A 20,586-nucleotide genomic window follows, 5' to 3' on the forward strand; every position below is an offset into this window, starting at 1 on the left:
AGTGAACCACTGGGCTCGTGCCGGACGCGGACGTAGATCACGACGCGCGAGCGGGAAAAAGACACCACCAGTGAAACACCAGGCAGGTTTTTAGGAGCACTCAGCAATGCCGATAGATCTCTATCACTTTCTTCAACAGCTGGTTAATGGGATGACCATTGGCAGCACTTACGCCTTGATTGCCATTGGCTACACCATGGTTTACGGCATCATCGGCATGATCAACTTCGCCCACGGCGAGGTGTACATGATCGGCTCGTATGTGGCGTTTATCGCCCTGGCCGGTCTGACCATGCTTGGCCTGGACAGCCTGCCCCTGCTGATTACCGCAGCTTTCGTCGCCAGTATTGTGGTGACCAGCGCCTACGGTTACGCCATCGAGCGAGTTGCCTATCGCCCGTTGCGCGGCAGCAACCGTTTGATCCCTCTGATTTCCGCCATCGGCATGTCGATTTTCCTGCAGAACACCGTGCTGTTGTCGCAGGACTCGAAAGACAAATCGATCCCCAACCTCATTCCCGGCAACTTCGTTTTCGGCCCCGGCAGCACCCATGAAGTGGTGATCTCCTACATGCAGATCCTCATCTTCATCGTCACGCTGGTGGCCATGCTCGGTCTGACCTGGTTCATCTCGCGCTCTCGCCTGGGTCGCGCCTGCCGTGCCTGCGCCGAAGACATCAAGATGGCCAACCTGCTGGGGATCAACACCAACAACATCATCGCCCTGACCTTCGTCATCGGTGCCGCCCTGGCGGCGGTCGCTGCGGTGCTGCTGAGCATGCAGTACGGCGTGATCAACCCCAACGCCGGTTTCCTCGTCGGCATCAAAGCCTTTACCGCCGCAGTACTGGGCGGTATCGGCAGTATCCCGGGCGCGATGCTCGGCGGTCTGGTGCTGGGAATCGCCGAAGCCTTTGGCGCCGACATCTTTGGCGACCAGTACAAGGATGTGGTGGCGTTCGGTCTTCTCGTATTGGTGTTGTTGTTCCGGCCAACCGGCCTGCTCGGCCGTCCGGAGGTTGAAAAAGTATGACCAGGAATCTCAAATCGGCCCTCTTCAGCGCAGTGCTGGTGCTGGCCGTCGCTTACCCGATCCTCGGGCTCAAACTGGACATCGTCGGGATCAATCTCGCGGTGGTCGGCGCCAGCACCACCACCGTGCTGCTGATTTTTGCCGCGGCGTTGCTGATGTTCCTGCGCGTGCTGTTCAACGAACAGATCAGCGCCATGTGGCGTTCGCGTCCGCAGAAACAGCTGATGTCGGACAAGACCAGCAACTTCCTGACCCTGCCTTCCACCCAACGCTGGTTCCTCGGCGCGCTGGTGATTGCTGCGCTGGTGTGGCCGTTCTTCGGCTCGCGCGGCGCGGTGGACATCGCGACCCTGATCCTGATCTACGTGATGCTCGGCCTGGGCCTGAACATCGTCGTCGGTCTGGCGGGTCTGCTTGACCTCGGTTACGTCGGCTTTTACGCCGTGGGCGCGTACACCTACGCCCTGCTGCAGCACTACTTCGGCTTCGGTTTCTGGATCTGCCTGCCGCTGGCCGGCCTGGCGTCGGCGACGTTCGGCTTCCTGCTGGGCTTCCCGGTCCTGCGGCTGCGTGGCGACTATCTGGCGATCGTGACGCTGGGTTTCGGTGAAATCATTCGCCTGTTCCTGCGTAACCTGACCGACATCACCGGCGGCCCGAACGGCATCAGCAACATCGAAAAACCGACGCTGTTCGGCCTGACGTTCGAGCGCAAGGCTGCAGAAGGCATGCAGACGTTCCACGAATACTTCGGTCTGGAATACAACTCCATCAACAAGGTGATCTTTCTCTACCTGATCGCCCTGCTGCTGGCGCTGTTGGCGCTGTTCGTGATCAACCGGCTGTTGCGCATGCCCATCGGCCGCGCCTGGGAAGCCCTGCGTGAAGACGAAATCGCCTGCCGCGCGCTGGGCCTGAATCCGACCATCATCAAGCTGTCGGCCTTCACCCTCGGCGCTGCATTCGCCGGTTTCGCCGGCAGTTTCTTCGCCGCGCGTCAGGGTTTGATCACCCCGGAGTCGTTCACCTTTCTGGAGTCGGCGATCATCCTCGCCATCGTGGTATTGGGCGGCATGGGCTCGCAGCTGGGCGTGATCCTCGCTGCGGTCGTGATGATCCTGTTGCCTGAACTGCTTCGCGAATTCAGCGAATACCGGATGCTCGGCTTCGGCGCCTTGATGGTGCTGATGATGATCTGGCGCCCTCAGGGCTTCCTGCCGATGCAGCGTCCCGTCATGAAACTCAAGGGGGAGCGCTGATGAGCCGTCCACTTCTGCAAGCGTCCGGCTTGTGCATGCGCTTTGGCGGTCTGCTGGCCGTCAACGGCGTCGGTCTGACCGTCAACGAGAAGCAGGTCGTGTCGATGATCGGCCCGAACGGCGCCGGCAAGACCACCGTTTTCAACTGCCTGACCGGTTTCTACAAACCCACCTCCGGCACGATCCTGCTGGACGGCGAGCCGATTCAGGGCCTGGCCGGCCATGAGATCGCCCGTAAAGGCGTGGTGCGAACGTTCCAGAACGTGCGCCTGTTCAAGGAAATGACCGCGGTGGAAAACCTGCTGGTGGCCCAGCATCGTCACCTCAACACGAATTTCCTGTCCGGCCTGTTCAAGACCCCGGCGTATCGCAAAAGCGAGCGCGAGGCGATGGAGTACGCCGAGCATTGGCTGGAAGCGGTTGATCTGAAGGAGTTCGCCAACCGTCCAGCCGGCACCCTGGCCTACGGTCAGCAACGACGTCTGGAAATCGCCCGCTGCATGATGACGCGCCCGCGCATCCTGATGCTCGATGAGCCGGCGGCCGGTCTGAACCCGAAAGAAACCGAAGACTTGAAAGCGCTGATCGGCGTGCTGCGTAACGAGCACAACGCGACGGTGTTGCTGATCGAGCACGACATGAAGCTGGTCATGAGCATTTCCGACCATATCGTGGTGATCAATCAGGGCACGCCGCTGGCCGATGGCACGCCCGAGCAGATCCGTGACAATCCTGAAGTGATCAAAGCCTATCTGGGGGAAGCGTAAATGCTGCAGTTCGATAACGTTTCCACGTTCTACGGCAAGATCCAGGCATTGCACGGTGTCAGCATCGATGTGCAACAGGGTGAGATTGTCACGTTGATCGGCGCCAATGGCGCGGGCAAGTCGACGCTGTTGATGACGCTGTGCGGTTCGCCGCGCGCGCACAGTGGCAGCATCCGCTATATGGGTGAGGAACTGGTCGGTCTGGAGTCGTCGGTGATAATGCGCAAGAGTATTGCGGTGGTGCCGGAGGGCCGTCGTGTGTTCGCGCGTCTGACGGTGGAGGAGAATCTGGCGATGGGCGGGTTCTTCACGGACAAGGCCGATTATCAGGTGCAGATGGATAAGGTGCTTGAGTTGTTTCCGCGTCTGAAGGAGCGCTTCAATCAGCGCGGCGGCACGATGTCCGGCGGTGAGCAGCAGATGCTGGCGATCGGGCGTGCGTTGATGAGCAAGCCGAAGCTGTTGTTGCTGGATGAGCCTTCGCTGGGTCTGGCGCCGATTATTATTCAGCAGATTTTCGAGATTGTTGAGCAGTTGCGGCGGGATGGTGTGACGGTGTTTCTGGTGGAGCAGAATGCGAATCAGGCGTTGAAGATCGCTGATCGTGCGTATGTTCTGGAGAATGGCCGGGTGGTGATGCAGGGGTCGGGGGCGGAGTTGCTGGTCGATCCGAAAGTGCGGGATGCTTATCTGGGCGGGTAAATCTGGAGCAAGATCAAGAGCGTCTGCCTGGGGGCAGACGTTTCGCCTTCGGCGAGTTACTTGATAAAGCCCCAAGTAACCAAGGGCTTAGTGCTCCTGGTTGGGCCCTTCCTTCGTCAGGGTTCCTTCACTCCGGTCTCGCTCCGTGGGCCCGCGCCGAACGGACATCCATGTCCTGACGGCGCTCTCGCCGCATCCCTGCGGCTCGGCCCACTCCACGAGACCTGCGTTCAGCCTGCACCCAAGTCGCGTTTTGCGGTGTCTGACTATCGCGTAGAAGATCAATTGCAAAAGCAAAAGCTTCCCGGCTAAAGCCGGTCCTACAGGAGTCGCCGTCGGTGCCGCTGGCTGCACGCGTTGCTTTTTGTAGGACCGGCTTTAGCCGGGAATAGGCCAGTGGCTGCGACATCAATTTTGATTTCTGTTTACAAGGGACTGATTTATTTACAGCGCTTCACCGTAAATTAATCTGTCCCCGCTCGATTTGATAACCCCAGAAGTCAGAGCTGTTCCAGCGCCGCAGTGCTGCGCTCGAACCATTCGCCTAAATAATCCGCCATGACTTGCACCCGCCTCGGCAGCCGTCCTTCAAAAGGGTGAACCAGGTAAAGGGACGAAACCGGCGTCTGGTAATCACGCAGCAACCAGTGCAACCGTCCTTCTTTCAGTTCCTCATGGACCATGTACGACGGCAGGCGGGCGATGCCGGCGCCGACGAGGGCGGCTTTTTTCAGGAGGCCGTAGTGGTTGCTGGCGAAGGTGCCGCGGACATTGACGCGGGTCAGTTCGTGTTTCTGGTGGTAGCCCCAGGATTCGCGGCCGGCGTGATGGCTGTTGAGCAGGCATCGATGGACGCGCAGTTCTTCCGGGGTTTGCGGGGTGCCGTGTCTGGCGAGGTAGTCCGGGCTGGCGCAGGTCAGCTCCTGTAGCGACAGCAACGGCTTGGCCACCAGGCGTTCGTCGATCCCCACGCTGGAACGTATGCCCAGGTCGAAGCCATCACGGCGCATGTCGCGGAAGTGGTTGTTGAGGTCGAGTTCCACCTGAACGTCGGGGTAGGTGCGGGCGAATTCGGTGAGCAGGCCTTCGAAGAAGGTTTCGCCCAATGACACCGGCACGGTCAGGCGCACGGTGCCGATCAGGCTTTCGCTCAGGTAGGCCATGGCGTCGCGGACGCGGTCGCGTTGGGCCAGCAGCGCGCGGGCTTCGGGCAGGAGAATGGCGCCCGCCGAGGTCAGCGTCAGGCTGCGGGTGGTGCGATGGAGCAGCGTAACGCCGAAATTCTTTTCCAGTTTGCTGATGCGCTTGGACAGTTGACTGGTACTGGTGTCCAGCCATTGCGCGGCCAGGGTGAAGCTGTTGGCCTCCACCAGCATCGCGAACGCGGCCAGGTCGTCCATTTCGCTCATGATTGTTTCCTTTCTGACAAACCGGGATTGCCGTTTAGCCCCTGTTTCGGTGGGAAAAGGCGACTCACACTGAGCGCCTGATCCATACCAGGGAAAACCGCATCATGAAAATTCTATTGATTGGCGCCAGTGGCACCATCGGCTCGGCGATCGAGAAAGAGTTGGCGCCACGCCACGAGATCGTTCGCATCGGCAGAACCGGCGCGGACGAGCACGTCGATATTAGTGACAGCGACTCGATCCGCAAACTATTCGAACGGACAGGCCCTTTCGACGCATTGATTTGCGCCGCCGGCAATGTCACCTTCGCGCCGCTGGGCGAGATGACCGCCGATTCCTTCGCCCTGGGCCTTCGGGACAAGCTGATGGGTCAGGTCAATCTGCTGCTGATCGGTCGGGAATTCGCCAACGACGGTGCGTCCTTCACCTTCACCACCGGCATTACCAGCGTCGATCCGATTCGCACCGGGGCGTCTGCCAGCCTGGTCAACGGCGCCATCGACGCCTTCGTGCGAGCCGCCGCCATCGAGATGCCGCGGGGCATGCGGGTCAATTCGGTCAGCCCCAACGTGCTGGTCGAAGCCATGGGCAGCTACGCGCCGTACTTTCGTGGCTTCAAGCCGGTTCCCGCAGCGGATGTAGCCTTGGCGTACGCAAAAAGTGTCGAAGGGCTACAAACCGGACAGACGTATCGCGTTGGCTAATCGCCCCTTGTGATGAGCGAGCAGGCTGAGTAACGTGGCGGCACTTGTCTGGAGACCGCCCCATGTCCGCTGCTCGTTCCGCCCTGATGTTCGCCCTGTTGCCCCTGTTTGCCGGCTGCCAGTTGATGCCCATGTCGTCCAGTGACAGCAAGGTGTCGACCGCTGGCATGATCCGCATGCAGGGCACCCTCAGCGGTGACGGCGGCAAGCTGTTCTTCGCCCCGTGCAACGAACAGCGCCGCTATGCAGTGACCGACAAGGGCAACACCGGCGTCCTGCAGGAAGCCGCTTCGGTGGTGGACAAGAACGGCAAGGCGTTCGCCGATGTACGCGGCAACTTCGTCGCGAGCAAAGCACAGGGCAGTGACGGTCAGGCTGACATCTACCAGCTCTACCGCGTCGAGCGCCCGAGCGGTGCCTGCGAGGACCCCAACTTCAAGCGCCTGACGATTCATGCCAGCGGCAACGGTCCGAAATGGAACCTCAACGCCAGCGGCAAGGGTCTGGTGCTTGAGCGCGAAGGCCAGGAGCCGTTCGCTGTGCCGTACATGGAAGAGCAGATGCCCGAGGGCCGCTTCAATCTGATCACCGACGCCAACAATCAACACGTCGAGCTCTACGTCGCGCCGCTGCGCTGTGTGGACCCGTCGAACGGCTCGGTGCAGCACCTGACCGCCGAACTCCGGGTCAATGGCCAGGTTCAGCGCGGCTGCGCGTACTTCGGGGCGATGCGTAACGATTGATAGCCTTACGCTGAACCTGAAACCTCAAACCTGAATCTGTATAGGCGCAACACTTGTGGGAGTGAGCTTGCTCGCGAATGCGGTAGGTCAGGCGCTCACAGCGCTGACTGACAAGACGCTTTCGCGAGCAAGCTCGCTCCCACCTGTTCCCCATCAGCCTCGAGAATCAAGTTTTCCCAACTGACTCGGTGCAAAGCTAAACGGCGGCTGCGCGGCGGATGTCGTCGCTCGGGCCACCGCTCCCTGCTCAATGTGGCTTATAATCGCGCGCTCTTGTAGTGCTGCCGGGCCGATCCTGCGGCCCGAAACCGGATCTTTCAATGTTACGAATCACCGAATTCAAACTGCCGCTGGACCACGCGGACGACGAACTGCGCCCCGCACTTCTGCAACGCCTGGCCATCGGCAGCGACGAGCTTCTGGATTTCACCCTGTTCAAGCGCAGCTATGATGCGCGCAAGAAATCCACCGAGCTGCAGTTCATTTACACCATCGACTTCCAGGTGCGCGACGAAGCCGCCCTGCTCCAGCGCCTGAGCCACGACAAACACATCGGCCCGGCGCCAGACGTCAGTTACAAAGTGGTCGGCCACGCCCCTGCCGATCTGAGCCAGCGTCCGTTGGTGGTCGGCTTCGGCCCGTGCGGGATTTTCGCCGGCCTGTTGCTGGCGCAGATGGGCTTCAAGCCAATCATCCTCGAACGCGGCACCGAAGTCCGTCAGCGCACCAAGGACACCTGGGGGCTGTGGCGCAAGAACGTGCTCAACCCGGAGTCCAACGTGCAGTTCGGCGAAGGCGGCGCCGGGACGTTCTCCGACGGCAAGCTCTACAGTCAGATCAAAGACCCGAAATTCATCGGTCGCAAGGTCTTGCACGAGTTCGTCAAAGCCGGCGCGCCGGAAGAGATTCTCTACGTCAGCAAGCCGCACATCGGCACCTTCCGGTTGACCGGCGTCGTCGAGAACATGCGTCATCAGATCGAAGCGCTGGGCGGCGAAGTGCGTTTCCAGCAGCGGGTCACCGATGTGCTGATCGAAGACGGCCAGATGCAGGGCGTCGTGCTCGATAGCGGCGAGCGCATCGACTCGCGGCACGTCATTCTGGCGCTGGGCCACAGCGCCCGGGACACCTTCCGCATGCTTCACGGGCGCGGCGTGTTCATGGAGGCCAAGCCGTTTTCGGTCGGCTTCCGCATCGAGCACCCTCAGGGCTTGATCGACCGCGCGCGACTGGGCAAGTACGCCGGTCACCCCAAGCTGGGCGCTGCCGATTACAAGCTGGTGCACCACGCCAAGAACGGCCGTTCGGTGTACAGCTTCTGCATGTGCCCCGGCGGCACCGTGGTGGCGGCAACCTCTGAGCCCAACCGCGTGGTCACCAACGGCATGAGCCAGTACTCGCGCAACGAGCGCAACGCCAACTCCGGCATCGTCGTCGGCATCACCCCCGAGCAGGATTATCCGGGCAGCCCGCTGGCCGGCATCGAACTGCAGGAGCGACTGGAGTCCCACGCCTACATCATGGGCGGCGAAACCTACGAGGCTCCGGCGCAACTGGTAGGCGATTTCATCGCGGGCAAGGCGTCAACGGCGTTGGGCGGCGTAGAACCTTCCTACAAGCCGGGCGTCAAGCTGACCGACCTTGCCGACGCATTACCCGCCTTTGCCATCGAAGCCATTCGTGAGGCGCTGCCGGCGTTCGAGAAACAGATCAGAGGATTTTCGCAGCACGACGCGATCCTCACCGGCATTGAAACGCGCACCTCCTCCCCCCTGCGCATCACCCGTGGCGAAGATCTGCAGAGCCTGAACGTCAAAGGCCTGTTCCCGGCGGGCGAAGGCGCGGGCTATGCCGGCGGCATCCTGTCGGCCGGCGTCGACGGGATCCGCATCGCCGAAGCGTTGGCTCGAAATATCCTGGGCATCACTGAATAAGCCACTTAAAGGCATCGCCCTACAGCACTCGGAAACGAATCCATACGATTCGTGAGCGGTGTCTGTAGGGCGTTATTTTTGATTACAAATTCGGCTTCAGATCCTGTTTTCAGACACCAGAACGCGCGTTAGGGTGGCGCTCCTTTTCAGGCTGCCCTTGGAGCGTCACCTTGCCCGTACGCAATACATTCAGACGTTTCTTCCAGCTGGAAGCCGCCGGTGGCTTGCTGCTGATCGCCGCCGCGGCCCTCGCCCTGATCATCAACAATTCTCCCCTGTCCTGGCTCTATAACGGCTGGCTCGAAACGCCGGTCGTTGCCCAGATCGGCGCGTTGCAAATCGCCAAACCGTTGCTGCTGTGGATCAACGACGGCCTGATGGCGTTGTTCTTCCTGCTGATCGGGCTGGAGGTCAAGCGCGAGGTGCTGCAAGGGCACCTCTCGCGGCCCTCGCAAATTGTCCTGCCGGGCGCGGCGGCCATCGGCGGCATGGTTATCCCTGCCCTGCTCTTCTGGGCGCTTAACTCAGACAATCCCGCCGCCCTGAGTGGCTGGGCGATTCCCATGGCCACCGATATCGCCTTCGCCCTCGGCGTGCTGGCGTTGCTGGGCAAACGGGTGCCGGTGTCGCTCAAGCTGTTTCTCATGACCCTGGCGATCATCGATGATCTGGGCGCGATCATTGTCATCGCGCTGTTCTACTCCGGCGAACTGTCCAGCCTGGCATTGGCGCTGGCAGCCGCGTCGATTGCCGGACTGATCACCATGAACCGCCTGGGCGTGACCAGACTCGCGCCCTACTTGCTGATCGGCACCGTCTTGTGGGTCTGCGTGCTGAAGAGCGGCGTCCACGCCACGCTGGCCGGCGTTGTGCTGGCATTCTGCATTCCGCTGCGGACGCCCAAAGAAGTCGCCTCCCCCCTGCAGCAACTCGAACACGCCCTGCATCCCTGGGTGGCGTATTTCATTCTGCCGCTGTTCGCGTTCGCCAACGCCGGCGTCCCTTTGGCCGGCGTTACGCTGGAGAGCTTCACCCATCCCGTACCACTCGGCATCGCACTGGGTCTGCTGCTGGGCAAAGTCATCGGTGTGTTTGGCCTGACGTGGCTGGCAATCAAGACAGGGCTCGCATCACTGCCGACCGGCGCAAACTGGGGGCTGGTGCTGGGGGTTTCGATGCTGTGCGGGATCGGCTTCACCATGAGCCTGTTTGTCGGCTCACTGGCGTTCGTGCCGGGACAAAGCGAGTTTGCCGGGATGGATCGAATGGGGATTTTGACGGGGTCTGTTCTTGCCGCGCTGATCGGCTACGGCATCACCGCAATGGCCAGTCGCAGCACGCGCTCAGCAGCGTTGAAATGAAACGCTGAAATGCAAAACGCCCCGAATGATCGGGGCGTTTTCGCAAGCGGACATTTTACGCCCAGCTTCGAGACATGCAGCGCGGTTTAGTGGCTGACGCGGCTGGTGCCGTTGACGGTCATGATGCGAACGCGCTCACCCACACGGAAGATCTCGTTTTCCTGAACTTCCTGCACATAAGCACGCATGGTGCCATCGTCTTCACGCACGGTGATCTCGACGCCTTGAGCACGGGTCAGGCCGCCTTCCGCTGCCGAACCCAGCAGACCACCGGCGACTGCACCGATCACGGCCGTCACGATGCTGCCGCGACCGCCACCGATGGCGCTGCCACCCACACCACCGACAATGGCACCGGCGCCTGCGCCGATCGGGGTTTTGGTGCCTTCAATCTTCACCGGACGCAACGATTCGATCGTGCCCAGCCGTACGGTCTGCACCTGACGAGCTTCGTCGCGCGAGTACGAGTCACCGGTGAGGCTTGAAGTACAGCCGCCCAGCGTCAGCGCCATGGCGGTGAACGAAGCAACCAACAGAACAGACTTACGCATAACAGTTATCTCCAGAGGTACAGGTAGCCATTAGACTCTGCGACGCCAATCGATGTCACGGTCCTGTACCGATAATTTACGTTTATTCAGGCGTGATACAGCAACCCGCCGACGTCTACTTCAGTGGACGACGGCGCCGGAAATTGATTCAAAGAAAAGTGTGACAGCGACCCTGGAACTGACAGCACGGTAGTCCGAAAGACCCGCACTCAGGGCGCGAGGCGCTCGCGCTGCCACTCATCTTCCAGCAGAAGATAGTTCAGGCGGTCATGCAGACGGCTTGGACGTCCCTGCCAGAATTCGATGCGATCCGGCACCAGACGATAGCCGCCCCAGTGATCGGGACAGTCAGGCTGGGCGTCCATGAAACGCGCCTCGGTGGCTTTAAGCAAACCTTCGAGCTCTTCACGGTCGGCGATCACCCGGCTTTGCGGGGATGCCCAGGCCCCCAGGCGGCTGCCGAGGGGGCGGACCTGAAAATAGGCGTCGGATTCTTCGTGGCTGACCCTGGATACGCGGCCTTCGATGCGCACCTGACGTTCCAGCGAGGGCCAGAAAAACGTCATGGCGGCAAAAGGACGGGCGCTCAACTGCTGGCCTTTGGCGCTCTCGTAGTTGGAAAAAAACGTGAAACCCTGAGCGTCCAGACCTTTGAGCAGCAGGACCCGGCAGTGAGGGCGACCGTCGGCGTCGACGGTCGCCAGCGTCATGGCGTTGGCCTCGACCGGCGCTTGCTCGGTTTCGACCGCTTCGTTGAACCAGCGATGGAACAGTGCGAAGGGCTCTTCCGGAGCCTGGGCTTCGGTCAACCCTTCGCGGGCATAGTTGCGACGCATATCGGCCAGACGCTGGCTCATCACTGCCTTCCTTAATCGAGATTCGTGAACAGAATCCCGATCTTAACCTCAGTTGCTGGCTTGAGCATCCGGGGCAGGTTTTTTGGCCGCTGCTTTCGCAGGCGCTGCCTTGGCTTTCACCGGCGCAGCTTTCTTCACAGGTGCTTTCTTGGCCGCAGGCGCTTTGGTTGCGGAAGCCTTGGTAGCAACGGCTTTCTTGGCCGGCGCAGCCGATTTGGCAGGCGCAGCAGCCTTGGTCGGCGCAGCAACCGGTGCCGGCGCCGGCGCGTTGGCGGTCTGCACGGCCAGCAGGGTCGGCGCTGGCGGCAGGTTGTACTTGGCCATTTCGGCAACCATGGTGTCCTGCGGCGTCAGGATGATTTCCACGCGACGGTTAAGTGCGCGACCCGGCGCGCTGTCACCGGCCGCACGGGGCATGTCGGCGCCCATGCCACGCAGGTTCAGACGGTTACGCTGCAGGCCGCTGAGGCGGAAGATCGCCGCAACCGATTGGGCGCGCTGCTGACTGATCTTGAGATCGGCATCACTGGAGACGTCGCTGTGGCCCAACACCAGAACGGCGGCGCGCTGGTCGACTTCAACGATCTTGGCCATGCGGCTGATCGGGCCGAGGTTGGTCGGCAGGAGCATTTCCGGACGCTTCGGGTTGAAGGTGCTGTCGACCGGCGCGGTGACCACGAGGATGTCGTCACGGCGCTCAAGCTGGAACTGGCTGTCCTTGATCGCTTCGCGAATTTTTGGCTCGTTCAGATCCAGCCAGGCCTGGGTCACCTTCGGGTCGACTTTGGGAACAGCCGGCGCGGCGTCTTTTTTGGCTTCGGTTGCGCCGAACGGCCACCACCACTTGTTGGCGTCGCCGGCCTGGGCAACCGCCGGCGCAGCAGCCGGCTGGGTGGCGGCTACTTCTGGCTTCTTCTCGGTTTCGCCGTGGTCAGAACCAAACGGCCAGTACCAACGTGTACCGGTCTCGGCCTGGGCCTTTGCCACTTGGGCAGCCGCCGGGTTTGGCGCTGGGGCTGCAGGCGCTGCATCGGCGCCCTTGCTCGAACCGAACGACCACCAGTGGTCATTGCTGGCCGACTGATCCTGAGGGGTTTGCGCACAGCCGGTGACGGCGATGCAGATGGCGAATGCGAGGCTTTTGTTAGCTGACATGGGTGACCCACATGAATAATTGATCAGAAAATGAACGAAGCAGCGCTCATATAACACGCATAAAGACCGTTTTGGAAAAAGAAACCGCCCTACGGCTCGGTTATCCAGATTTAACTGACAGTCGGTAGAACAAGCACTTAACGGCGATAGTTATTGCAAACACTCACCAAGCACGCGCACCAGACCCTGAGCCCGCGGATCCATCAGCACGTAAGGACCAAGGGTGTTGGTCACGAACCCAAACGCCACATCGCGCTCGGGATCGGCGAAGCCAACCGAGCCACCTGCGCCAGGATGGCCAAATGACTTGGCACCCAGCCCGAACGTCGCGTTAGGCACCGCGGGTTGATCGAGCATGCAACCCAGCCCGAAGCGGGTCTGGGTCAGCAGCGTCTTGTCCTGGCCGATGCTGTGCTCGCGCGTGAGCTCGTTGAGCAAGTCGCCGTCCAGCAGGCTGCCGTCGAGCAAGCCGCTGTAGAAGCCGGCCAGACTGCGTGCGTTGCCGTGGCCATTGGCGGCAGGCTGCTGCATGCGCCGCCATTCCGGCTTGTTGGTGCTGGTCATGATCGACGGCGGGTTGGTGAACGCCCTCGCCGTCATGGACGCCGGTTCGCGCATCGTGGTCTGCAGCAGTCGCTGCGCGGCCTCATCACCGGCATTGCCCTTGCCTCTGGCAATGTGGGCGACGCGGTGAAACTCCTCGTCGGCAAGACCGACGTGGAAGTCCAGGCCCAGCGGACGTGAAATACGCGCAGCGATGGACTCACCCGGCCCGCGGCCGTCGGCGCGACGAATCATCTCGCCCACCAGCCAGCCGTAGGTGATCGCGGCATACCCATGGCCCTGACCCGGTGTCCACCAGGGTTCCTCGGCAGCCAATACGCCGGTCATGGCCTGCCAGTCGTAAAGCGCTTCGGCCGGCAATATTTCACGGATCGCCGGGAGCCCGGCCTGATGGCACAGCAACTGGCGCAGCGTGACGGACTGTTTGCCGTTGGCCGCAAACTCGGGCCATAGACGGGCGACAGGCTCATCCAGATTCAGCTTGCCCTCGCCCACCAGCTGCAAGGCCGTGACCGCCGTAAAGGTCTTGGTGCAGGAGAAGAGATTGGCAATGGTGTCGCTGTGCCAGACTTCGCTGCCATCCTTGTCTGCCGTGCCCGCCCACAGATCCAGCACCGTCTCGCCGCCAATCTGCACGCACAGCGCAGCGCCACGCTCCTGCGAGTCGTCGAACAGCGCGGCGAACGCCTCGCGTACGGCCTCAAACTGAAGCTCGAAATGGCCTTGAATCTGCACGGTCTGGCTCTCCGGTCGGGCTGCAAAAATGGCGAACATTGTTCCAGCGATTGAACGCTTTGGGAACCGCCCGGTTAAGGGCGTTTGCCGATCACATCCACGACCTGTCCATTGGCCTTGCGCACTGCCTCAACGAAGCCCTGGTACGGCACGTCGGTGATGCCCACCAGCCCGAGATGGCCGTTTTCGCCATCGAGCAAGCGGCCGGTAACAGGCTGATCCAGGTACTGGAACCAGTGCACGCCGATGATGGACGGCTCGGCCAGCGCGCTCTTCAGGAAATTGGCGTACGCCGGGCCGCGATCTTCCTCACGGGGCACTTCGAGCACCCCGCCCCAGAACGGCCCGCGATCACGGGAGCCGAAGTGAAACTCGGTGACCATCACAGGCTTGTCGAGCACGCGCAGTTTCGCGAAGTCCACGCCGTCCTGGGGTTTGAGGGTGTAGACGTTGAAGCTCAGCACGTCGCAGAACTTGGCGCAGGCTTCAACCGCCTCGGGACTGGTGACGCCAAAGCGACCACCGAGCAGCAGATGGTTCGGCGCATGCCACTTGAGCGCGTCGGAAATGGTTTTGAAATAGGTCTCGGCGAACACGCGCTGGAAATACCGGAAGTCGTTTTCGATCTCCGGGTGCTCTGCGCTGGGCACCGGCGGCTCGAACCCCGGGTCTTCCATCAATTCCCACGCGGCAAGATGGATGCCCCACGCCTTGGACAGCCCTTCTTCGTTACGGTACTTGTCGCGCAACTGCTTGAGAAACGCGCGCTTGGCTGGCACATCGGTGGTCAACTTCAGCGTGCCGTAGGCCAATGCGTAGCGATCCTTCGGATCGTTGCCCGGCGCCGCCCAGGCCAATTCGTTATCCGCGAAGTAACCGATCAGGTACGGATCATCTCGATGGTCGCGTGCAGCGATGGCGACGGCCCGTTCTGTGGCCATGGCGAAGCGCGGATCGAACGGGTCAGGCATGCCCCCCCACCAATCCAGACCGGTGCTGATGCTCACGTAATCACCCACGATGGACAGCGGCAGCGTGTAGGGCACGCGATCTTTTTTGCTGCTTTCCAGGTTCTGCAGCGACGAATCGCTCCAGTTGCCAACGGTGTTGAAGCCCCAGGCCTGCAAGCGTTGCAGGGTGTGATCAACCCAGCGTTTGCTGTCCACGATTACCGGCTTGCATTCAATGGCAGGCGCGGGCGTGGCGGGCTTCTCGGGCTGCAGCGCTGGCGCGCTCTGCTCCCCAGAGCTATCGCCAGTGGATACGGTCGTTGCAGAAGTGGTTGCTGGGCTTTCGTCTTCGTCGTCAGCCGGCTCGACCGGCTTTGAGACTTCCCCGCACTTCGGCACGCCGTACGTGCGTTGCAGGTTGGCGCCATAGAAATCGAACCAGCGGCCCTGATCGAATTGGCGGTTGCGGTTGGCCCCCGTCTCGCGGTTGTCATCGCCCTTGCCGTAGAACACGGCGAGCGGATCATCACTGCCGGGCAGGCCGGTGAACATGGCTTCGCGGCCTTCGACGTAGGTCTGGCTGTCGTCAGCGGAGACCGCGTTTATCCCCAGCGAGTAGAACGGATGGCCTTCCGGCGTCACCAGATACCAGCGATCGTCGCGCTTCTCGGTGCGGAAAAAGCCCTTCGCTTCGAAGGACGGGCCGCTGAGCAAACCACCGTATTTGTCGTGGGCCGGACGGTCTTTCAGCCAGGTTTGCAGCTGTTGCTGTTCCTTGGCCGCCAGCGCCTTGAGCTGATCGTCGCTGGTGACCTTCTCCGGCCACTTGCCCCGGGTGAACTGACCGTAGCCGTCGACCAGGTTGCTGTAGGCCGCGGTTTGCAGCGCGTCGCCCTCTTGCACGCCGAACTTCTCGATCAAGACGGACTGGGCAACGTTGGGTTGAGACATCGACACGGTGACCGATGAAACTTCAGCGCTGTTCAGCTCACCTTCGGTGTTGGCCAGCAACACGCGCTGCCCTTCGTACATCCATGGCATCGGTGGGCCGGCGCGCATACCCTGGGTCATCGGCGAACTGGCCTTGAGCGGCAGCACCAGGGTTTGCGCCGGGCCGGCCGGCAGGTCGATGCGGCTAGTGAGGATTTTGCCGTCGCGGCTTTCGATCTGCACGTACACCGTCAACGCCCAATCCATCGCGCTTTGCAGGCGCAAGGTCATGGCGCTGTCGTGGCTCCAGTCCCAGACGCCGGTCTGCGGGGTCAGTTGCAGGCTGGGTTTTGCGACCGGATTGAAAACCACCCGGCGCAGCACTTCGCCTTCGGCGGTCTGTTCGGCGTTCGCCTGGGGAAACCCGGCATCCTGGGTCGTGACCTTCACCACGTCGGCGGGCCGCACGAAATTGAACAGCGTCTGCTGCACGTCAGGCGCGGCGTGGGCCATGCCGGCGCACAGCGTGGCAATGATGGCGGACAGTGAACGGCGAATCATGTGATCGGAAGCTCCTTGATCATCTGAGGCCCGGAGCACGACAGAGGTCGCGCGCATCCGGACGGACCAGGAATAAGACCCGGTCAACCGTGTTTCATTTGCAACACGGGTTCAGGAAATTTCGCGCCGGAATGGCGGCAGTGCATTGAGGATGGCTTTGCCATAGCGCTGGGTTACGACCCGGCGATCCAGCAGCGTGATGATGCCGCGGTCCTGTTCGGTGCGCAGCAGACGACCGCAGGCCTGGATCAGCCGCAACGAAGCGTCTGGAACGGCGATTTCCATGAACGGATTTCCGCCTCGCGCTTCGATCCACTCCGCCAGTGCGGCTTCGACCGGATCATCCGGCACGGCGAAAGGAATCTTGGCGATCACCACGTGCTCGCAGTAAGCGCCGGGAAGGTCGACCCCCTCAGCGAAGCTGGCCAGCCCGAACAGAACGCTTTCATCGCCACCGTCGACCCGCGCCTTGTGCTTGTTCAGGGTTTCCTGCTTGGACAGGTTGCCCTGGATGAACACCCGCTTGCGCCAGTCCCGCTCCAGCCCGTCAAACACTTCCTGCATCTGTTTGCGCGAGGAGAACAGCACCAGCGTGCCTTTGGAGCCTTCGACCAGATTCGGCAGTTCACGGATGATGGCCGCCGTGTGTTCGGCCGCGTTGCGGGGGTCGGCTTTCAGATCCGGAACGCGCAGCACGCCGGCGTCGGCATGGTGGAAGGGGCTCGGCACCACGGCGGTGACCGCGTCTTTCGGCAGCCCGGCGCGCATGCGGAAACGGTCGAACTTGCCCAGCGCGGTCAGGGTGGCCGAGGTCACCAGCGCGCCGTAGGCCACATTCCACAGGTTGCGGCGCAGCATTTCGGCGGCAAGGATCGGGCTGGCGTTGACCTCGATGTCGAACAGCGAGCCGCTGTCGGCCAGGGTCAGCCAACGCGCCATGGGCGGGCTGTTTTCCGGGTCTTCAGCGGTGAAAGCCGTCCACAATTCCCAGTTGCCATGGGCGCGGGCCAGCAGGCTGCCGAACAGCGGGTACCACTCTTCCGCCTGATGGCTGGCGATGCCGATGTTGACCTCGCCGTCCATGCCTTCTTTCAGCAGCTCGGTCAGGCGCGTGAACAGGTCGTCGAGTCGGGCAAAGCCTTTTTTCAGCTCGATGCCCATCTCGCGCATGTGTTCGGGGACCACGCCGCCGACGAAGCGATGGCGCGGACGCTCGCGGCCTTCCATGTCTTCGCCTTGCTTGAAGTCGGCCAGTTGCTCGCAGGCGGTGAACATGAATTGCTGCTGGGTCTTGATCTCCCGAGCCAGCTCGGGGACCTGTTCGATCAGTTTGCCCAAGTCGCCCGGCAGCGGGTGCTGCGCGAGCAATTTGGTGAGGTTCTTGGCGGTCTGCTCCAGCCAGTCGGCGGTGGAGCGCAGGCGACTGAAATGAGCGAAGTGGCCGATCGCCTTGTCGGGCAGGTGATGGCCTTCGTCGAAGACATACAGAGTGTCGCGAGGATCGGGCAGGACGGCACCGCCGCCCAGCGCCAGGTCGGCCAGGACCATGTCGTGGTTGGTGACGATGACGTCGACTTTGCCCATGCCTTCGCGGGCTTTGTAAAAGGCGCACTGCTGGAAGTTCGGGCAATGGCGGTTGGTGCACTGGCTGTGATCGGTGGTCAGGCGCGCCCAGTCCTGGTCGGCCAGTTCCTGAGGCCAGCTGTCGCGGTCGCCGTCCCATTTGTTGCCGGCGAGCTTTTCGATCATGGTCGTGAAGAGCTTCTGGCTGGCCTCATCCACTTCGATCTTGAAGCCTTCTTCTTCGAACAGCTGCGCGGTCGCGCTCTGGGCGTCGCCTTCCTGCAGCAGCATGTCGAGCTTGGACAGGCACATGTAGCGGCCACGGCCCTTGGCCAGCGCGAACGTGAAGTTCAAGCCGCTGTTGCGCATCAGGTCGGGCAGGTCTTTGTAGACGATCTGTTCTTGCAGCGCGACGGTCGCGGTGGCGATGACCAGGCGCTTGCCAGCGGCCTTGGCGGTCGGAATGGCCGCGATGGCGTAGGCAACGGTTTTGCCGGTGCCTGTCCCTGCCTCGACCGCCACGACGGCGGGATCACCCGAACGGCGGCCTTCTTCGTCGGTGTCGACATCGCCCAGCACCTTCGCCACTTCAGCGATCATCAGGCGCTGGCCGTACCGAGGCTTGAGGCTCTTGGCTTCGAGGAAACGCGAGTAGGCGCCCTGAATCTGGGATTTGAGTTCGGTGCTGATCATGGGCTGGGTCGTTGGCTCGGCGTCACGGGTGCTGAATGAAAACACGAAAACCGCTGGATATATCTTCAGTAGTCGCAGCGGGCGGCTATCATACCGCGCTAATTCTTTCTGCGCAGATCGGAGTTCTCGATGTCACCTGTAGCCTTTGTCTACGCCTTGCATGTGTTAGCAGCGATTGTGTGGGTAGGAGGCATGTTTTTCGCCTGGATGATTCTTCGACCGGCGGTCATCGCGGCCCTTGAAGGCCCGGCCCGGTTGAAGCTGTGGCTGCAGGTGCTGCCGCGATTCTTCGTATGGGTCTGGTGCGCGGTGATCATGCTTGCGGTGACCGGCATTGGCATGATCAACGTCAACTTCAGCGGCTTTCAGACCGCGCCACGCTATGTGCAGGTGATGATGGGTCTGTATGTGGTGATGGTGGCGCTGTTTCTGCGCGTTTCGACGCTGAACCTGCCGCAGTTGCGCAAGGCTGTGCTCGCCGAGCAATGGGCTGAGGGTGCCGCTGCGCTGGGCGGGATGCGGCGTCTGATGGGGATCAATCTGATGGTGGGGGTGGCCGTTGTGGCGATCGCTGCCATCAGGCCAATGCTTTGAGAGTTGGGGAAGAGCTGCTCGCGAAAAGGCGGTCCACCCGCTGGATATCCGGCGGCTGAAAGGCCGTCTTCGTGAGCAAGCTCACTCCCACATGAACCGTGTCGGCTCCACGAAAGAGAGCCGTCTGGACGGTATATAACGCCTGTGGGCTATCCGGCTTATAAGTTACGAACCACGATAGCGCCCGTTGGCCCTGCCGCGCCGGACTGGCCCTTGTCGCCGTTCTTGCCGGACTTGGCGCCGTCAGCGCGATAGACCACGCAGCCTTTGGACGCGCCGCCTTTACCGCCGCGACCGCCGTCGCCGCCGATACCACCGGCACCGCCCTGGACGTTGACCTTGATGCGGTCATTGCCGAAGGCCGCTGGCAGCTCTAGACGAACGAGCGCACCCGGCGCGCCGTCACGGCCGTTGCCGCCATTGTCGCCGTCGATCCCGCGACTGGCGGAACCCCATGTGCAGCCCGGATCGATGCCGTTGCCGCCGTCAAGGCCGACGTAACCGGGCGAGCCCGCACCACCGCGTGCGTCGACGAAGAGCTGGTCAGCGTTGAGTTGTTCGATCCGCAGGTTGAGGTTGCGGCCTGGGGTCGGCGGTTTTTCGAAGGTGCCCGGGGCGCCCCGCGCGGTGATTTCGGCGCCGCTGCCGAGGTCGGCCTGTTTGACCTGCAGGCTGAACGCCTCGCCGCTCGGGACGATGGCGATGCGTGACTCATGGCCCATGATGAGTTGGCCGACTTTGACTTCGGTGAGGCCGGCCGGGATCAGCAGGGTGCCGTAGTCGGCGACTTCGAGTCGGTCCAGTTGCAATACGCTGGTTTTGGAGGGCAGGCGCATGAGCGAGTGGGTTTCGACGGAGATGGTCTGGGCCATGATCCAGGGGCTGGTCAGGGCGGACAGCAGGCCTGCCGTCATCAGCATCGCGTTACGCATGGTGTACCTCCGCCTGTGGGCGTTTGAATGTGTTCAGGTGAAATAGGCCGAAGAGCAGAATCTGGAGGCGATCGCGCCAGGGATGGGGGCGGCCGCGCAGGCTGGCGTTGTAGCTGATCAGTTCGATGATGTGGGTGAGCAGCAACAGGCCGCCAGCCAGTTTGAACAGCAGGTCGAAGGGGTGTGGCATGGCGATGGTGAGGCTGGTGATTATCAGTAGCCAGAATGCTGTTGTCAGTACTTTCCCTGTTCCCCAAATCACACTCATGTGGTGCCTCTGCAGTTTTTGGTTTTGTGCGATGAAAACGGTTTGCGCACAGTACGGTGAGGCGGGGGACTATGCCAGAGGCAGGCTTTAAAGTTTCTGGTGTTTGACGGCTTGGATTGGGTGAATATCCGTAATCTCGGGTGGTGCCGAGATGAGGTCTGCCTAGGGGCAGACATTTCGCCTTCGGCGAGTTACTTGGAAAAGCACCCCAAGTAACCAAGGGTGCCTGCTCCTGGTTAGGCCCTTCCTTCGTCAGGGTTCCTTCACTCCGGTCTCGCTCCGTGGGCCCGCGCCGAACGGACATCCATGTCCTGACGGCGC

Annotated in this window: 18 protein-coding genes; 9 read left to right on the top strand and 9 right to left on the bottom strand. The window is 61.8% G+C overall.

Annotation, left to right across the window (positions count from 1 at the left end; genetic code table 11):
• The first annotated feature begins 106 nt into the window (after positions 1-106).
• From livH to IFT47_RS24610, 4 genes are read left to right on the top strand one after another with little or no spacing between them, the layout of a single operon-like run.
• Entirely contained in the window at positions 107-1,033 is a 927-nt protein-coding gene (gene livH, locus IFT47_RS24595; RefSeq protein ID WP_172609396.1) for a high-affinity branched-chain amino acid ABC transporter permease LivH, read from the top strand.
• Positions 1,030-2,292 (top strand): high-affinity branched-chain amino acid ABC transporter permease LivM, encoded by a 1,263-nt coding sequence (locus IFT47_RS24600; protein ID WP_192171554.1) that lies wholly within the window; start codon positions 1,030-1,032, stop codon positions 2,290-2,292. Before livH ends, IFT47_RS24600 begins: the two co-directional genes overlap by 4 nt.
• Positions 2,292-3,059, top strand: coding sequence for a high-affinity branched-chain amino acid ABC transporter ATP-binding protein LivG (livG, locus tag IFT47_RS24605; RefSeq protein ID WP_122536637.1), 768 nt, complete (start codon positions 2,292-2,294; stop codon positions 3,057-3,059). The genes IFT47_RS24600 and livG overlap by 1 nt, the downstream gene beginning before the upstream one ends.
• Positions 3,060-3,761: an ABC transporter ATP-binding protein gene (locus IFT47_RS24610; RefSeq protein ID WP_192171555.1), complete on the top strand. Its 702-nt coding sequence runs from the start codon at positions 3,060-3,062 to the stop codon at positions 3,759-3,761. It abuts the gene before it with no gap.
• Between the two features lie 500 nt (positions 3,762-4,261).
• Here IFT47_RS24610 and IFT47_RS24615 read toward each other — a convergent pair whose 3' ends face one another.
• On the bottom strand, positions 4,262-5,170 hold the full coding sequence (locus IFT47_RS24615; protein ID WP_192171556.1) for a LysR family transcriptional regulator: 909 nt from the start codon (positions 5,168-5,170) through the stop codon (positions 4,262-4,264).
• Between the two features lie 104 nt (positions 5,171-5,274).
• On the opposite strand from IFT47_RS24615, the gene IFT47_RS24620 reads away from it, so the two are divergent.
• The 4 genes from IFT47_RS24620 to nhaA all read left to right on the top strand — a co-directional run bounded on the left by IFT47_RS24620 (position 5,275) and on the right by nhaA (position 9,912).
• Positions 5,275-5,874: a short chain dehydrogenase gene (locus IFT47_RS24620; protein ID WP_192171557.1), complete on the top strand. Its 600-nt coding sequence runs from the start codon at positions 5,275-5,277 to the stop codon at positions 5,872-5,874.
• 62 nt (positions 5,875-5,936) lie between these two features.
• A complete protein-coding gene (locus IFT47_RS24625; RefSeq protein WP_192171558.1) occupies positions 5,937-6,617 on the top strand; it encodes a hypothetical protein in 681 nt (226 codons plus the stop codon).
• A gap of 320 nt (positions 6,618-6,937) precedes the next feature.
• On the top strand, positions 6,938-8,551 hold the full coding sequence (locus IFT47_RS24630) for an NAD(P)/FAD-dependent oxidoreductase (protein WP_192171559.1): 1,614 nt from the start codon (positions 6,938-6,940) through the stop codon (positions 8,549-8,551).
• Between the two features lie 170 nt (positions 8,552-8,721).
• Complete coding sequence (nhaA, locus tag IFT47_RS24635) at positions 8,722-9,912, top strand: Na+/H+ antiporter NhaA (RefSeq protein WP_192171560.1); 1,191 nt, start codon at positions 8,722-8,724, stop codon at positions 9,910-9,912.
• An 86-nt stretch (positions 9,913-9,998) separates the two neighbouring features.
• On the opposite strand, the gene IFT47_RS24640 is transcribed toward nhaA, so the two are convergent.
• The 6 genes from IFT47_RS24640 to dinG all read right to left on the bottom strand — a co-directional run bounded on the left by IFT47_RS24640 (position 9,999) and on the right by dinG (position 18,471).
• Complete coding sequence (locus tag IFT47_RS24640; RefSeq protein ID WP_037012225.1) at positions 9,999-10,463, bottom strand: glycine zipper 2TM domain-containing protein; 465 nt, start codon at positions 10,461-10,463, stop codon at positions 9,999-10,001.
• 209 nt (positions 10,464-10,672) lie between these two features.
• Positions 10,673-11,320 (bottom strand): pyridoxamine 5'-phosphate oxidase, encoded by a 648-nt coding sequence (gene pdxH / locus IFT47_RS24645; protein WP_192171561.1) that lies wholly within the window; start codon positions 11,318-11,320, stop codon positions 10,673-10,675.
• 48 nt (positions 11,321-11,368) lie between these two features.
• The gene (locus tag IFT47_RS24650; RefSeq protein WP_192171562.1) at positions 11,369-12,475 is read right to left on the bottom strand and encodes an OmpA family protein; all 1,107 of its coding nucleotides are present in this window, start codon (positions 12,473-12,475) and stop codon (positions 11,369-11,371) included.
• A 150-nt stretch (positions 12,476-12,625) separates the two neighbouring features.
• The gene (locus IFT47_RS24655; protein WP_192171883.1) at positions 12,626-13,774 is read right to left on the bottom strand and encodes a serine hydrolase; all 1,149 of its coding nucleotides are present in this window, start codon (positions 13,772-13,774) and stop codon (positions 12,626-12,628) included.
• A 74-nt stretch (positions 13,775-13,848) separates the two neighbouring features.
• Positions 13,849-16,215: a beta-galactosidase gene (locus IFT47_RS24660; RefSeq protein ID WP_192171563.1), complete on the bottom strand. Its 2,367-nt coding sequence runs from the start codon at positions 16,213-16,215 to the stop codon at positions 13,849-13,851.
• A 111-nt stretch (positions 16,216-16,326) separates the two neighbouring features.
• The gene (gene dinG, locus IFT47_RS24665) at positions 16,327-18,471 is read right to left on the bottom strand and encodes an ATP-dependent DNA helicase DinG (RefSeq protein WP_065992603.1); all 2,145 of its coding nucleotides are present in this window, start codon (positions 18,469-18,471) and stop codon (positions 16,327-16,329) included.
• 129 nt (positions 18,472-18,600) lie between these two features.
• Here dinG and IFT47_RS24670 point away from each other — a divergent pair, with 129 nt between their 5' ends.
• Positions 18,601-19,065, top strand: a complete 465-nt coding sequence (locus IFT47_RS24670; RefSeq protein ID WP_192171564.1) for a CopD family protein — start codon at positions 18,601-18,603, stop codon at positions 19,063-19,065.
• 158 nt (positions 19,066-19,223) lie between these two features.
• On the opposite strand, the gene IFT47_RS24675 is transcribed toward IFT47_RS24670, so the two are convergent.
• Both IFT47_RS24675 and IFT47_RS24680 read right to left on the bottom strand, forming a co-directional pair.
• Entirely contained in the window at positions 19,224-19,997 is a 774-nt protein-coding gene (locus IFT47_RS24675; protein WP_192171565.1) for a collagen-like protein, read from the bottom strand.
• Positions 19,990-20,265 (bottom strand): DUF1145 domain-containing protein, encoded by a 276-nt coding sequence (locus IFT47_RS24680; protein WP_192171566.1) that lies wholly within the window; start codon positions 20,263-20,265, stop codon positions 19,990-19,992. Before IFT47_RS24680 ends, IFT47_RS24675 begins: the two co-directional genes overlap by 8 nt.
• Positions 20,266-20,586 lie beyond the last annotated feature (321 nt).

Source organism: Pseudomonas sp. CFBP 13711, assembly GCF_014842265.1.
Lineage (GTDB): Bacteria > Pseudomonadota > Gammaproteobacteria > Pseudomonadales > Pseudomonadaceae > Aquipseudomonas.